The organism is Rhodococcus yunnanensis NBRC 103083 (assembly GCF_001895005.1).
Classification (GTDB): domain Bacteria; phylum Actinomycetota; class Actinomycetes; order Mycobacteriales; family Mycobacteriaceae; genus Rhodococcoides; species Rhodococcoides yunnanense.
Genome location: NZ_BCXH01000026.1, coordinates 19,035 through 33,648, shown reverse-complemented (window position 1 = coordinate 33,648; position 14,614 = coordinate 19,035). Strand labels below are relative to the sequence as shown.

Annotated in this window: 13 protein-coding genes; 8 read left to right on the top strand and 5 right to left on the bottom strand. The window is 64.1% G+C overall.

Annotated features, from left to right (window positions below; translation table 11 throughout):
* Positions 1–2: 2 nt before the first annotated feature.
* Positions 3–983: a Gfo/Idh/MocA family protein gene (locus tag RY1_RS27385; protein ID WP_072807200.1), complete on the top strand. Its 981-nt coding sequence runs from the start codon at positions 3–5 to the stop codon at positions 981–983.
* Between the two features lie 109 nt (positions 984–1,092).
* Here RY1_RS27385 and RY1_RS27380 read toward each other — a convergent pair whose 3' ends face one another.
* Positions 1,093–2,256, bottom strand: a complete 1,164-nt coding sequence (locus RY1_RS27380; protein WP_281250027.1) for a Gfo/Idh/MocA family protein — start codon at positions 2,254–2,256, stop codon at positions 1,093–1,095.
* Positions 2,257–2,393: 137 nt separating this feature from the next.
* Between RY1_RS27380 and RY1_RS27375 the strand changes: the two genes are divergently transcribed.
* On the top strand, positions 2,394–3,431 hold the full coding sequence (locus RY1_RS27375) for a LacI family DNA-binding transcriptional regulator (RefSeq protein WP_072807199.1): 1,038 nt from the start codon (positions 2,394–2,396) through the stop codon (positions 3,429–3,431).
* Here the strand turns inward: RY1_RS27375 and RY1_RS27370 are convergent.
* Positions 3,428–4,165, bottom strand: coding sequence for a GntR family transcriptional regulator (locus tag RY1_RS27370; protein ID WP_139279998.1), 738 nt, complete (start codon positions 4,163–4,165; stop codon positions 3,428–3,430). The two genes, RY1_RS27375 and RY1_RS27370, sit on opposite strands and share 4 nt — an antisense overlap.
* A gap of 314 nt (positions 4,166–4,479) precedes the next feature.
* Here RY1_RS27370 and iolC point away from each other — a divergent pair, with 314 nt between their 5' ends.
* The 6 genes from iolC to RY1_RS27340 all read left to right on the top strand — a co-directional run bounded on the left by iolC (position 4,480) and on the right by RY1_RS27340 (position 11,629).
* Positions 4,480–5,478 (top strand): 5-dehydro-2-deoxygluconokinase, encoded by a 999-nt coding sequence (gene iolC / locus RY1_RS27365; protein ID WP_072807198.1) that lies wholly within the window; start codon positions 4,480–4,482, stop codon positions 5,476–5,478.
* The gene (locus RY1_RS27360) at positions 5,471–6,370 is read left to right on the top strand and encodes a Cgl0159 family (beta/alpha)8-fold protein (RefSeq protein WP_072807197.1); all 900 of its coding nucleotides are present in this window, start codon (positions 5,471–5,473) and stop codon (positions 6,368–6,370) included. Before iolC ends, RY1_RS27360 begins: the two co-directional genes overlap by 8 nt.
* A gap of 3 nt (positions 6,371–6,373) precedes the next feature.
* Positions 6,374–7,267 carry a 5-deoxy-glucuronate isomerase gene (iolB, locus tag RY1_RS27355; RefSeq protein ID WP_072807196.1) on the top strand — a complete coding sequence of 298 codons (894 nt, stop codon included), beginning with the start codon at positions 6,374–6,376 and terminating at the stop codon, positions 7,265–7,267.
* A 2-nt stretch (positions 7,268–7,269) separates the two neighbouring features.
* Entirely contained in the window at positions 7,270–9,222 is a 1,953-nt protein-coding gene (iolD, locus tag RY1_RS27350; protein ID WP_072807195.1) for a 3D-(3,5/4)-trihydroxycyclohexane-1,2-dione acylhydrolase (decyclizing), read from the top strand.
* Positions 9,223–9,243: 21 nt separating this feature from the next.
* Positions 9,244–10,116, top strand: coding sequence for a sugar phosphate isomerase/epimerase family protein (locus tag RY1_RS27345; RefSeq protein WP_072807194.1), 873 nt, complete (start codon positions 9,244–9,246; stop codon positions 10,114–10,116).
* A 202-nt stretch (positions 10,117–10,318) separates the two neighbouring features.
* Positions 10,319–11,629: a D-alanyl-D-alanine carboxypeptidase family protein gene (locus RY1_RS27340; RefSeq protein ID WP_072807193.1), complete on the top strand. Its 1,311-nt coding sequence runs from the start codon at positions 10,319–10,321 to the stop codon at positions 11,627–11,629.
* A gap of 4 nt (positions 11,630–11,633) precedes the next feature.
* Here RY1_RS27340 and yhjD read toward each other — a convergent pair whose 3' ends face one another.
* From yhjD to RY1_RS27325, 3 genes are read right to left on the bottom strand one after another with little or no spacing between them, the layout of a single operon-like run.
* Entirely contained in the window at positions 11,634–12,662 is a 1,029-nt protein-coding gene (yhjD, locus tag RY1_RS27335; RefSeq protein ID WP_072807192.1) for an inner membrane protein YhjD, read from the bottom strand.
* A gap of 9 nt (positions 12,663–12,671) precedes the next feature.
* Positions 12,672–13,712, bottom strand: coding sequence for a tryptophan--tRNA ligase (trpS, locus tag RY1_RS27330; protein ID WP_072807227.1), 1,041 nt, complete (start codon positions 13,710–13,712; stop codon positions 12,672–12,674).
* A gap of 45 nt (positions 13,713–13,757) precedes the next feature.
* Positions 13,758–14,573, bottom strand: coding sequence for an exodeoxyribonuclease III (locus RY1_RS27325; RefSeq protein ID WP_084727929.1), 816 nt, complete (start codon positions 14,571–14,573; stop codon positions 13,758–13,760).
* Positions 14,574–14,614 lie beyond the last annotated feature (41 nt).

The window sequence follows — 14,614 nt, the reverse complement described above, 5'->3', positions numbered from 1 at the left end:
CGATGACGGCACTACGAATCGGCGTGCTCGGCGCTTCACGCATCGCCGAGGAAGCCATCGTCGAACCCGCTCGGATCCTGGGTCATCGCCTCGTCGCATGCGCTGCGCGTGATCGGAACCGGGCGTCGGCTTTTGCCGAGAAGTACGGCGTCGAACGCGTTCTCGACTCGTACCAGGATGTCATCGACGATCCCGAGGTCGACGTCGTGTACAACCCTCTGGCCAACTCGCTGCACGCCCCGTGGAACCTAGCGGCGGTCAAAGCGGGCAAGGCGGTGCTCACCGAGAAGCCGTTCGCTCGCGATCGTGTCGAGGCCGCCGCCGTGGCCGACGCCGCGGCGGCAGCGGGCGTCACCGTCATGGAGGGGTTTCACTACCTGTTCCATCCGGCGACCAGGCGACTGCAGCAGTTACTCGAGGACGGCACGCTCGGCGACCTCCGACACGTCGAAGTGGTCATGCGTATGCCGGCACCCGAACCGGACGATCTGCGCTGGTCGCTCGACCTCGCGGGTGGGGTCATGATGGACCTCGGTTGTTACGGCCTTCATGCGCAGCGACTATTCGGGCAGTATGCCGGCGGTGACCCCACCATCACCGCTGCGACCGCTGTCGAGCGCTACCCCGGTGTCGACGAATCGTTCGACGTGCAACTCGAATTCCCCAGCGGCGCAACCGGTGCGTCGTACAACTCGATGATCGACCCCGACGACCTGATGACCCTGAAGGTGATCGGGTCGAAGGGCGAGGCAATCGTGCACAACCACATCAAGCCGAACACCGACGATCGAGTGTCCGTCACGATCGGTTCGGAGACGACCGTCTCGCATCTCGGTACACGCTCGTCGTACACGTATCAGTTGGAGGCGTTCGCCGATCACATCCTGAACGGATCGCCGTTGCCGCTCGATGCGGCCGATGCCGTCACCAACATGGCGCTGATCGACGACGCGTACCGCGCTGCGGGTATGTCGCCGCGCTGACTCCAGCCCCGGCCTGTACGCAAACGCACGTGCATTTGCGTACAGGCCGGGGTTCTACCCCTGGCCGGACGCAAATGCACGTGCGTTTGCGCGACGCTTTCTCGCGGCGTCACGCTCCGGGCTTCACCCAGCCGCCGGAGGAGACGGACTCGGTCATCGCATCGAGAACCTCCGCGCTACGGACGGCATCCCACACCGTCGCGCCGACCGGGGTGCCCTCCGATATGGACTGCAGGAAGCGCTTGGCCTCGATGACCTTGAGGTCGTCGTAGCCCATGGCCGATGCGGACCCCGGTTGGAACGCACCGTATTCACCCTGCTGGGGACCGACGAAGATCGTCGAAACAGGCTGATCCTGGTAACGATTCCCGGTGCTGAGCGCCAGCTCGCCGAGCCGACGGAAGTCCCAGAAGACAGCACCCTTGGTGCCGTGGATCTCGAATCCGTATGCGTTCTGCTCACCGACGGACACGCGGCTCGCTTCGAGCGTCGCACGGGCACCGGATGCGAGACGAATCTGGCTGCTGACGAAATCCTCGTTCTCGACCGGACCGAGCTCGCCCCCGGTTGCGAGTGCGTGCCCGCTGGTCGCGCCGGTCGGTTTCGCGCGCTGCGGAACGAACACTGTGGTGTCGGCGACGAGAGAATCGATGTCCCCCAACAGGTACCAGAGAAGATCTGCGCCGTGTGACGCGAGATCTCCCAGCACACCGTTGCCACCGCGAGCACGCTCGAATCGCCAGCTGAGTGCGCCGTCGGGATGAGCTGCGTAGTCACTGAAGAAACGGAACCGCGCGTGGGTGACGGTGCCGATTTCTCCGGATTCGATGAGCGCTTTCGCCTGTTCGACGGCGGGTGCATTGCGGTAGTTGAAGCCGACGGCGGTCTGGACTCCCGCCTTGTCGGCCGCGAGGGCTACCGCGCGGGCATCGTCGGCAGAGAGTCCGACCGGCTTCTCGATCCAGATGTGCTTGCCCGCCTCGGCCATTGCCGTACCGATGCTGCGGTGCAGAAAGTTCGGTGCGGTGATCGACACAGCACCGATGTCCGTGTCGGACTCGATGTCGTGCCAGTCGGTGGTGGAGGCGAGAAATCCGAACTGCTCGGCGGCGTGCGCTGCGCGTCCCGGCACTTCGTCGGCCACCGACGCCAGGACGGGTGCGAGCCCTAGATCGGGATAGTGATGCAGAAGTCGGGCGTATGCCTGGGTGTGCACGCGGCCCATCCAGCCGAATCCGGCTACACCGACACGAATGTTCTTCGTCGAACTCACGGGTATGTCTCCTCACGCAATGACGAACCGCGTCTCGTTGGACCGGTCCAATATGTACTAGAGTCTGCGATACGCAACACCGAAGTGTCAAGACCGCCCGCACGAGTCGCACTGCGCTGTCATGAGAGGATGCACACGTGGCTCAGCCGACCATTCGCACCGTCGCCGCCCATGCAGGGGTGTCCAAATCACTTGTATCGCTTGTCCTCCGCGGATCCAGTTCCGTCAGCGACGAAAAGCGCATCGCAGTCGAGGATGCGATCCGGGAGCTGGGCTACCGCCCCAATCTGAGCGCCCGCAGCCTGACACAGCAACGCACGCACATCGTCGGAGTACTGCTCAACGACCTACGCAACCCGTGGTTCGTCGACTGCCTCGAGGGAATGAATTCGGTACTGGCACAGCATGATCTGAAGATGTTTCTCGCCGACGGCCGGCTCGACCGCAGCTCCGACGAATCACATCTCAAGAGTTTCATGGACCTGCGGCTCGACGGGCTCGCCCTCGTCGGTACCCGAATGCCAACACCCGCGGTCGCCGAGGCAGCCGCGTCGATGCCGACCGTCGTCGTCGCGAGCCGTGATCTCGACTTTCCCGGAGTGGATGTGGTGGCGAACGACGATCGCCTCGGCAGCCGACTGGCCGTCGACCACCTGGTGGCGCTCGGTCATCGACACATTGCGCACATCGCCGGATTCGGTGCCGTCGCGGAGATTCGGGCCGACAGTTATCGAGACGCCATGACCGCGCACGGATTGGCTAAGTACATCCGCGTGGAACAGAGTGGCATGACCGAGGAGGCCGGACACGAAGCCGCCGCGCGCATCCTCGCCGGACGCATACATCCGTCGGCAATCTACGCCGTCAACGACATCGTCGCGATCGGCGCAATGACGGCGTGCCAGGAGCGACACCTGTCGATCCCGCGCGATGTCTCGATCGTCGGATACGACAACACCTCGATCGCGCAGCTACGACATGTATGGCTCACGAGTGTCGACAACGCGACCGCCGAGGTCGGCCGCCGCGCCGCAACTGCACTCGTCGAGCGCATCACCGACCCGGGCGGAACCGGATCGCTGCAGTTGCTCCCGCCCAGCCTGCAGGTCCGCGGGTCGACTGCTCCCCCACTTCATATCGGCACCGATGCCGACAGACGCGAACCGAACAGCTAGCGGTCGACGACGGTGGTGTCGAAGTAGTACCGCGACGCCCTGTATGCATGCGATCCGAATTCGACGACGCTCCCCGAGTCGTCGAATGCAGTGCGATGCATGGTCAGCAGCGGCGCCTTGTACTTCTCGTCGAGCAGCGCTGCTTCGTCTCGATCGGCGGCCTTCGCGCCGATGCGCTGGCGCGCGAGGCGAATGTGCACTCCCCTGGTGCGCAGCGACTGATACAGACCCTGCGACTCGAGCTCGTCAGGGTCGGGAGCGATGGCCGACGGTAGATGGTTGGTCATCAACGCCAGAGGCTCGCCGTTGGTGCTACGAAGCCTGCGGATCGTCACGACCTCGGACGCATCGGAGATGTTGAGCTCGCGGGCGACCTCGTCGGTCGGGATCCCGACGTGGTAGTCCAGCAATTTCGTCGACGGGCTCTGACCGGCGCGAGCGAGGTCATCGAACAAACTGGTGAGCTCGACCGGCCGATGCACCGGACTCTGCACCACCTGAGTCCCGACGCCGCGCTTTCGGACCAGCAGGCCCTTGTCCACCAATTCCTGAATTGCTCGACGGGTAGTGGGGCGCGACAGATTGAGCCGCTTCGCCAACGCCAACTCGTTCTCGAATCGGTCCCCCGGGGCCAACTGACCACCCAGAATGGCAGCTTCGATCGCTTGCGCCAGCTGGAAGTACAGGGGTACGGGACTTCCTCTGTCCAGCTCGACGGACAGAGGGGTTGCCACCGTCGCACCAGTTCTCACCTGGCCAGCGGTCACGTTGGTCCCTGTTGTCACGTTGGACCCTGCTGTCACGTTGGACCCTGTTGTCGTATTGAACGCAGTCACGACTGTCCGCTCCGTATCTCCTCTTGGGCGGCAAATCTACGCCCGGCTTGATCGGAAGTGTAGGCGAACACTAACATCGCCTTGACTGGAAGTAAGAATGTCAGGACAAACTATTGACAGAAACCTGTGAACTGGCGCACAGTAGAACGCGACACGCCGCCGGCCCGCAAGCCCGCTTCCGCCACGCCCCCAACACCCTTACGGAGTCGATCTTGACCACCTCAGCCGATGCGAACACCACGGCCTTCGACGTCCTCGCCATCGGGCGCAGCGCCGTGGACATCTACCCATTGCAAACCGGAGTCGGCCTGGAGGACGTCGAATCCTTCGGTAAGTTCCTCGGCGGAAGCGCTGCGAACGTCACGGTCGCCGCTGCACGCCTCGGACGCAAGTCCGCGCTCATCTCCGGCGTCGGCAACGATCCGTTCGGCCGCTACGTCGCCGCCGAGCTCGCTCGCCTCGGAGTGGACAACCGCTTCGTCGTCACCGACACCCAGTTCGCCACCCCGGTCACGTTCTGCGAGATCTTCCCGCCCGATGATTTCCCGCTGTACTTCTACCGCAAGCCGTCGGCGCCCGACCTCCAGATCACCCCGCAGAACATCGACGTCGACGCAGTGAAGGCCGCTCGCCTGTACTGGTCGACGGTGACCGGTCTGTCCGAGGAGCCAAGCCGCAGTGCGCACTTCGCAGCCTGGGAGGCCCGCGGCCGTGCTCCGTTGACCGTGCTCGACCTCGACTACCGTCCCATGTTCTGGGCATCGACCAGCGCTGCCAGCGAACAGGTACAGAAGGCTCTGCAGCACGTCACCGTCGCTGTCGGTAACAAGGAGGAGTGCGAGGTCGCCGTCGGCGAGACCGATCCCCACAAGGCCGCCGATGCGTTGCTCGATCTCGGCGTCGAGCTCGCGATCGTCAAGATGGGCCCCAAGGGCGTCATGGGTAAGACCAAGTCCCAGACCGTCACCGTGCCGCCGAACTTCGTCGACGTGGTCAACGGCCTCGGCGCAGGAGACAGCTTCGGTGGATCGCTCTGCCACGGACTGCTCGCGGACTGGCCGCTGGAGAAGATCCTCCGCTACGGCAACGCAGCAGGCGCCATCGTCGCCTCTCGTCTCGAATGCTCCACCGCCATGCCCACCGCTGACGAGGTCGCCGCACTCGCAGAATCCGCCACCGAAGAATCCACTAGCGAGGCCGTCAATGTCTGAGACCACCTTGACCCCTGCTGCTGCGTCCACCTACGCAGAGGTCACCGCGATCCGCGCGAGCGACCCACAGGCGATCGAACGAGCATGGGCGACGCGTGTCACCCGCGACACCATCCGGGGTAACGGCCGACTCATGATCGTCGCCGCCGACCACCCCGCTCGCGGCGCACTGTCGGTCGGGACCAATGCCACGGCCATGAACAGCCGCACCGAGCTTCTCGACCGTCTCAGGACGGCATTGGAGAACCCCGGTGTCGACGGCGTCCTCGCATCCTCGGAGATCCTCGACGACCTGGTTCTGCTCGGCGCCCTCGAGGACAAGGTCGTGTTCTCCTCGATGAACCGCGGCGGGCTCGCAGGCGCATCGTTCGAGCTCGACGACAAGATGACCGGTGCCACCGCCGCGTCGACGGCCAAAGCACGCATGAACGGCGCCAAGATGCTCACCCGCGTCGCGCTCGATGATCCCGGCACACTCGAGACGTTGACCGCCTGCGCCAAGGCGATCGACGAGCTCGCCGCCGAACAGCTCATCGCGATGGTCGAGCCGTTCCTCTCCAGCCGCGTCGACGGCAAGGTCAAGAACGACCTGAGCGCCGACGCCGTCATCAAGTCGATCCACATCACCCAGGGCCTCGGATCCACCTCCGCCTACACCTGGATGAAGCTGCCGGTCGTCGACGAGATGGAACGCGTCATGGATGCCACCACTCTGCCGACGCTGCTTCTCGGTGGAGATCCGCAGACCGCGCCCGAAGAGACCTACGCCAGCTGGGCCAAGGCTCTCGAAATCCCCGCAGTTCGTGGTCTGATCGTCGGGCGCACGTTGCTCTACCCGCAGGACGGCGACGTCGCAGGCGCTGTCGGCACCGCAGTGGACATGGTGAGGTGAGAGATGAACTCCGAGTACTACATCGCAGCAGGCTCCGGAAGCAAGGACGGCTTCGACGTCGTCGTGACACCCGAGTCCGCGGGCTGGACCGAATCCAGCTTGTGGACTGTGACTCTCACCGCCGGACAGTCCGTGGATCTGCAATCGGGTCCTGACGAGATCATGATCGTGCCGCTCTCCGGTTCGGCGACCGTCACCAGCGACGGCACCACGTTCGAGCTCGCCGGTCGCGCGTCGGTGTTCGACGGTCCATCCGACTTCGCCTACGTCGGTAGGGATTCCGCGTACACGATCGACAGCCGAGACGGTGGGCGATTCGCTCTGTGCGGCGCCCGCGCCGAGAAGAAGCTCCCGTTCCGCTACGTCCCGGCAGCCGACATCTCCGTCGAACTGCGCGGTGCAGGCAACTGCAGCCGCCAGGTCCACAACTTCGGCACCGCGGACACGTTCGAGGCCGACTCGATCATCGCCTGCGAGGTCATCACACCAGGCGGCAACTGGTCCTCTTACCCGGGCCACAAGCACGACGAGAACACCGAGCATGAATCCGCACTCGAGGAGATCTACTACTTCGAGATCGCCGAAGGTCCGGACGGCAGTAACGGTTTCGGCTACCACCGCGTGTACGGCACCCCGCAGCGTCCGATCGAGGTCCTCGAAGAAGTCCGCACCGGCGACGTCGTCCTCGTGCCACACGGCTACCACGGCCCGTCCGTCGCAGCACCCGGATACCACATGTACTACTTGAACGTCATGGCAGGACCGGGCCGGATACGCGCCTGGAACATCGTCGACGACCCCGAGCACACCTGGATCCGCGGCACCTGGGCGGACCAGGCAGTAGATCCCCGCCTTCCCCTCAGCCCGTCCACCAACTCCGCATCGACAGGAGCCTGACCGTGGTGTCCACCGCGCCGATCTCGGCGAGCAAGAACGAAAATACCGAGAGCACAGTTCATCTCACGGTGTCACAGGCGACCGTGAAGTTCCTGGCGAACCAGTACGTCGAGCGTGACGGCGTCCGCACCAAGTTCTTCGCCGGTGCGTTCGGCATCTTCGGCCACGGCAACGTCGCCGGCCTCGGGCAGGCGCTGCTGCAGGCCGAGATCGACGCCGTCGAAGCCGGGACCGAACCGGAGCTGCCCTACGTTCTCGGACGCAACGAGCAGGCCATGGTGCACAGCGCTGTCGCGTACACGCGTCAGAAGGATCGCCTGCAGGCATGGGCCGTGACGGCGAGCGTCGGACCCGGTTCGACCAACATGCTCACCGGCGCGGCACTGGCGACGATCAACCGCCTGCCGGTCCTCCTGCTTCCCGCAGACACGTTCGCTACCCGCGTCAGCGCTCCGGTGTTGCAGGAACTCGAGCTCCCCTCCAGCGGCGACGTCACCGTCAACGACGCGTTCAAGCCGCTCTCACGCTACTTCGATCGCGTGTGGCGTCCCGAACAGCTGCCGAGTGCCCTGCTCGGTGCGATGCGCGTACTGACCGACCCCGTCGAGACCGGTGCCGCGACCGTCGCCATCCCACAGGACGTGCAGGCCGAAGCATTCGATTGGCCCGAATCCTTCTTCGCACCCCGTACCTGGCACGTCGCTCGTCCCCTGCCGGAGAGATCCGTCGTGGCACGTGCGGCCGAGGTCATCCGCAGCGCGAAGAAGCCGTTGATCGTCGCGGGCGGCGGCGTCATCTACTCCGGCGCCACCGAGGCATTGGCGTCGTTCGTCGCCAGGACCGGAATCCCGGTCGGGCAGAGCCAGGCAGGCAAGGGTTCGGTTCCGTACGATCACCCGCAGTCCGTGGGCGCACTCGGGTCCACCGGAACCACGGCAGCAAACGCACTCGCTACCGAAGCCGACGTCATCATCGGAATCGGCACGCGCTACAGCGATTTCACGTCCGCCTCGCGTACCGCGTTCAACAACCCGGACGTTCGCTTCGTCAACATCAACGTGGCGTCCATCGACTCGGTGAAGCAGGGCGGCATCTCGGTCGTCGCCGACGCCCGCGAAGCGCTCGAAGCACTGTCGGCAGAACTGACGGACTACGAGGTTCCTGCCGGGTACCGCAGTCGCACTGCAGAACTCGCGGCAGAGTGGGATGCAACCGTGTCCTCGGTGTACAAGATCGAGGATTCGTCCGCACCGCTCAACCAGAACCAGGTCATCGGACTGGCCAACACACTGTCCGATCCCCGTGACGTCGTGGTCTGCGCCGCAGGCTCGATGCCCGGTGACCTGCACAAGCTGTGGCGCACACGTGATTCCAAGGGCTACCACGTCGAATACGGTTTCTCGTGCATGGGTTACGAGGTCGCCGGCGGTATCGGCGCCAAGATGGCCGAACCGGATCGCGACGTGTTCGTCATGGTCGGCGACGGCTCCTACCTCATGATGGCGACCGAACTGGTCACCGCCGTGCAGGAAGGCGTCAAGATCATCATGATCCTGGTGCAGAATCACGGATTCGCGTCCATCGGATCACTGTCGGAGTCCCTCGGATCGCAGCGGTTCGGCACCGACTACCGCTACCGTTCCGACAACGGACGCCTGCAAGGAAGCATCTTGCCCGTCGACCTGGCAGCCAACGCGGCCAGCCTCGGCGTGGAGGTCGTCCGCGTGAACAACGGCAACGAGTTCACCGACGCGGTCAAGGCCGCCAAGGCCTCGGAGACGAGCACGGTCATCCACGTCGAGACCGATCCGCTCATCGCGGCGCCGGACTCCGAATCGTGGTGGGACGTTCCGGTCAGCGCGACCTCGACCCTCGAATCCACCCAGACCGCGTACGCCACCTACGAGAAGTGGAAGAAGATCCAGCGCCCCTTCCTCCGCCCCTCCGGCAACTGACAAGGATTGCACGAGCAACCGATGAAGATTGCACTCGATCCAACACCGTTCCACCACGACTTCTCGCTGCTGGAACTTCCCCGCGTGGTCGCAGACCTGGGTTACGAATACCTGCAGCTCACGCCGCACGTGGACATGATCCCGTTCTTCAATCACCCCAAGGCCGACGACGACCTCGTCGCCAAGTTCAAGAAGGCCTGCGCGGACGCCGGAGTCGGCATCGCATCGGTTCTGCCGGTGCTGCGGTGGTCCGGTCCGGACGAGGACGCTCGCGAGGCCGCTGTTCGCTACTGGAAACGCGCAATCCAGATCACCGTCGACCTCGGGGTGAACGTCATGAACACCGAGTTCAGCGGGCGTCCGGAGAAGGCAGAGGAGTCCGAGCGCGCGTTCTACCGCTCGATGGAGGAACTCGTGCCGATCGTCGAACGGGAGGGGATCGACGTTCGTATCGATCCGCATCCCGACGATTTCGTCGAGGACGGTCAGGCCGCCATTCGAGTCATCCGGGGTATCAACTCGAAGAATTTCGGCATGGTCATCGTGGCGTGCCACCAGTTCCACATGGGCGGCGACCTGCCCGGAATCATGCGCACCGCAGGCGATCTCGTGCGTCTGGTGCACGTGGCCGACACGTTCGATCACCACCGCTCGCACGGCCTTCGCTACATCACCAACCCTCCCGGCAACGCCGTGCGGGTGCACCAGCACCTGAAGATCGGAGACGGCGACGTCGACTGGGACGAGTTCTTCGGCGGACTCGGCGAACTGGGATTCTACGACCGCGACGACACGGTGTTGGTGTCGAGCGTCTTCGCCGAGAACGAGAACGCCGACGAGGTCTCCCGCTATCAGCGCAAGACCATCGACGACTACATCGCCAAATATCGTTGAAATTGGCAACCGGGGGAGTCGAATTTCCCTGAACGCAAATGCACGTGCATTTGCGCACGAGGACCACCACACCCCACCCACCCACGCAAATGCACGTGCGTTTGCGTGGGTGGGTGGGTAGGTAGGATCTCGGGTCCGGAAAAGCGGATCACCCGGTGGGTCTACCCGGCGTAGGATCAGCTACCACCTAGGGTGATTCGCGATGAGAACGATTTTTCGGGTGACCGCTGCCCTCGCAACGACTGCCGTGCTGTTCACGGCGGGCGGGCCTGCCTTCGCGCAGCCCGCCGAAGACCCAGCGGCAGAGTCGTCGACGACGACTCCTTTCACGACGCCGAACACCGACTCGTGCCCGTTCGCGACGTCGCCGCCGCCTGCCATCGACCTGTCCGAAGTTCCGGAACCCGGCGACGCGGTCCCCGATCCTCTACCCGTACCGGCCGACGCAGTCGGCGGACAATCGCTGGCACAGTGCGGAATCATCACGCCAGAGGGCGCACCTGCCCTACCGGCAGACATCTCCGCCACGAGCTGGGTGCTGTCGGATATCGACACCGGCGACGTGATCGCAGCGAAGGATCCGCACGGGCGGCATCGTCCGGCGAGCACGATCAAGATTCTTCTCGCACTCGTGGCGCTCGACGAGTTGGACCTGAGCAAGACAATCGTCGCGACGGCCGAGGACGCGAATGCCGAAGGCAGTGCCGTCGGGATCGGCAAGAACGGCGTGTACACCAATTTTCAGCTCATGCAGGGTTTGGTCATGGCGTCGGGAAACGATGCGGCACACGCACTGGCCGCTCAACTCGGGGGTGACGCAGCGACGGTGGACAAGATGAACGCCGAAGCGGCATCGCTCGGCGCCCTGGACACTCGGACTGCAACACCCTCGGGCCTGGACGGGCCAGGGATGTCGAGTTCGGCATACGATCTCGCGTTGTTCTTCCGCGCCGCGATGCGCAACTCCACGTTTGCAGAACTGATCTCCACCGAGACGGTCCAGTTTCCGGGATTTCCGAAAGATCCCAGCATTCCCGAGGATCAGGACCGACCCCCCTTCACCCTGTCGAACGACAACCAGCTGCTCTACAACTACGACGGCGCGCTCGGCGGCAAGACCGGATACACCGACGACGCCCGACAGACGTTCGTCGGAGGCGCGGAGAAGAACGGCCGACGGCTCGCGATCACCATCATGAAAGGCGACGTCCTGCCCATACGTCCCTGGGAACAGGCGTCACGGCTGCTGGATTACGGGTTTGCCACGTCCGCCGGAACGAGCGTCGGAGAACTCGTCGAACCGGACTCGGTGGGCGCTGTGACCAGTACTCGACCGACTGCGCCGGTGCCGACTCTCGCATCGCCCGACGACCGTGCGTCGTCCCTCGGCCAACGCGAAACCTCACTGGAGGCGGGCGGCAACACCGCTGTTCGAGTGGGCATCGGTGTTGTCGGCGCGCTCGTCGTCCTCGGATTGCTGCTGTGGGCTCGTCGGCTCAACCGAAAACCGTGACCGACTATCTGCGACGACCGAAGACTCCAGCCAGCCCCATTGCAGCGAGTACACCCGCTCCGACCAGGGCGATCCCGCCTCCGATCGACGGCCCGGCGTTCACCTCGAGTCGGGTGTTGATCACTGCCGGATCGGGCGGCGGCACGAAGGCCAGCGCCATGGCCTCCTGAGTCGTCGCCGCGAACGCAGTGGCGAACAACAGGAAACGGGATGTCGTGAACACGAACACGAGTAGACCGATGATCGGACCGAACACAACTCCGGCCGGCCCGTTGGTGACCGATGCGAGGTAGATCGCGGCGATCTGCTTGAAGATCTCGAAGCCGACGGCCGCAAGCAACCCGCCTTTCAGCGCACTCCGGAAGGGCACCGGTTCGCGAGGGAGACGCGAGATGACCCAGGTGAACACCAACCACGTTGCACAAATCGCCAACAGCACAGAAAAGATCCGCAGGAAGACTCCGACGCCGGTCACGGTATCGAGGTTGACGAGTTCGAGAAGACTCCTCATGATCGAACCGCCGTTGAGGGCCGACAGACCGAGCGACACCGCCATGGCGAGACCGAGTCCGAGCAACGCCGCGAAATCCTTCAGCTTCGTGACGAGGAATCCGCCTTGTTCGTGGACCGACTCCCACATCGCGGTCAACGCCGCGCGGAGGTTGGCGACCCATCCGAGGCCCGCATACAGCGCGCCGAGCAGACCGATGATGCCCACGCTGGTGCGCGACTCGATGGCTGTTTCGATCAGTGAGTTGACCGTCTCGCCCAGGGACCCAGGAATGTTGTCCGAGATCTCCGTTCGGATCTCGTCGAGCCACTCCGGGTGACCGACCAACACAAAACCAGCCACCGCGAACGCGACCATCATCAGCGGAAACAAGGCAAGAACGCTGAAGTAGGTCATACCAGCGGCGTAGTAGTCGCCCTTCTGTGCCTGATAGCGCGACGCAGCGCGAACCGTGTGATCGAACCAGGGCCATTTCTGTCTGCGGTCGGAAAGAATCGCTTGGAAGTCGGGAACGACAATCACCTCTCGCTGTCAGGAGAGTGGAGTCAAGAACCCCACTCGGTCGTACACCTGCGCCAGTGTGCGTGACGCTACCTCCCTGGCCCGGTCCGCACCGTCTGCGAGGATCTTGTCCAGTTCGGCAATATCGGACATATACCCGTCGACACCAGCTTTAAGCGGGGTGACGAACTCGGTCAACACATCGGCGGTGTCCGACTTGAGATCGCCGTACCCCTTACCCTCGTATCCGGCCACGAGCTCGTCGATCGAGCAGTTCGACAGCGCGGACTGGATGACCAGCAGATTGCTGACGCCAGGCTTGTTCACCGGGTCGAACCGAATGTCGCGCTCGTTGTCGGTGACCGCGGACCGCAGCTTCTTCGCCGTCACCTTCGGGTCGTCGAGCAGATTGACGATGCCCGCCGGGTTGGATCCGGACTTGCTCATCTTCGCTGTCGGTTCCTGCAGATCGAAGATCTTGGCCGTGCCCTTGATGATGTGCGCGTCGGGGACGACGAATGTCTTCTTGAAACGGGTGTTGAATCGTTGGGCCAGATCGCGTGTGAGCTCCAGGTGCTGGCGCTGGTCCTCGCCGACCGGAACCAGATTCGGGCGGTAGAGCAGAATATCCGCCGCCTGCAGGATCGGATATGTGAACAGACCGACGCTCGTCTGATCGCGCCCCTGCTTGACCGACTTGTCCTTGAACTGGGTCATCCGACCTGCTTCACCGAAACCGGTGATGCAGTTGAGAACCCACGCGAGCTGGGCGTGCTCGGGAACCTGACTCTGCACGAACAACGTCGACCGTGCCGGATCGATACCGACCGCCAGCAGTTGGGCCGCGGCGATCCGCGTGCGCTGCCGAAGGGCTTTCGGATCCTGCGGCACCGTGATGGCGTGCAGATCCGGGATGAAGTAGAAGGCGTCGTACTCCTCCTGCAGAGCGACCCACTGCCGGACCGCACCCAAGTAGTTGCCGAGATGGAACGAGTCGGCGGTCGGCTGGATTCCGGACAGCACACGCTGGCGCGGACCCTGTGGTGTGTCGGACGAGGCGGGAACAGACATGGTCATGATCTTTTCACGTCCGAGCAACACCATTTTCGTCAGGTTCTACCGGTACCGCACCGTCACCGGAGCGTGGTCGGACCACCGCTGGTCGTATGCTTCCGCGCGTTCGGTGACCGCTTCCTTGGCGCGCTCGGCCAACGCAACCGTCGCGAACTGGTAGTCGATGCGCCAGCCCGCATCGTTGTCGAATGCCTTACCTCGGTACGACCACCAACTGTAGGGGCCCTCGACATCCGGGTGCAGCTCGCGCACGACGTCCGTCCAGGGCGCCTTCCCCGTCAGCAGGGCCGATACCCATTCACGTTCCTCGGGCAGGAAGCCGGAGTTCTTCCGGTTGGTCTTCCACGCCTTCAGGTCGTTCTCGGTGTGCGCGATGTTCCAGTCACCGCACACCACGACGTCTCGATCGGCGGCGCCCGCCGCCTTGGCGGCTTTGGCCAGGTACTTGGCGAAGGCCGCCATGAAACGTTCCTTCTCCTCCTGCCGCTCGGTGCCGACCTCACCGGACGGAAGGTAGAGGCTGGCCACCGTCACCGCACCGAAGTCGGCTTCGATGTAGCGGCCGGAATCGGCGAACTCCTCGGCCCCGATGCCCACGCGCACGGCGTCGGGGGCCGTGCGCGACAGGATCGCCACACCGTTGCGGCCCTTGGCCGAAGGTTCGGCCGATGCGAGATGCCATCCGGAATCCAGTGCCGGGGCGAGCGCCTTGGTGAGCTCGCCGTCGTTGGCTCGGGTCTCCTGAAGACAGATGGCGTGAGCATCGGTGGTCTCCAACCACGGCAACATCCCCTTGCGCGTAGCCGCGCGGACGCCGTTGACATTGACTGTGGATACAACGAAAGGAGACACGGTGATAGACACGTAGGGCACGGTAGCGCAGGCCACCGACAGAAAGA

Coding starts and splice junctions, on each gene's coding strand:
- RY1_RS27345 (WP_072807194.1), top strand. CDS start 9,244: ATGAAGATTGCACTCGATCCAACACCGTTCCACCACGACTTCTCGCTG.
- RY1_RS27340 (WP_072807193.1), top strand. CDS start 10,319: ATGAGAACGATTTTTCGGGTGACCGCTGCCCTCGCAACGACTGCCGTG.
- RY1_RS27385 (WP_072807200.1), top strand. CDS start 3: ATGACGGCACTACGAATCGGCGTGCTCGGCGCTTCACGCATCGCCGAG.
- iolB (WP_072807196.1), top strand. CDS start 6,374: ATGAACTCCGAGTACTACATCGCAGCAGGCTCCGGAAGCAAGGACGGC.
- trpS (WP_072807227.1), bottom strand. CDS start 13,712: ATGTCTGTTCCCGCCTCGTCCGACACACCACAGGGTCCGCGCCAGCGT.
- RY1_RS27360 (WP_072807197.1), top strand. CDS start 5,471: ATGTCTGAGACCACCTTGACCCCTGCTGCTGCGTCCACCTACGCAGAG.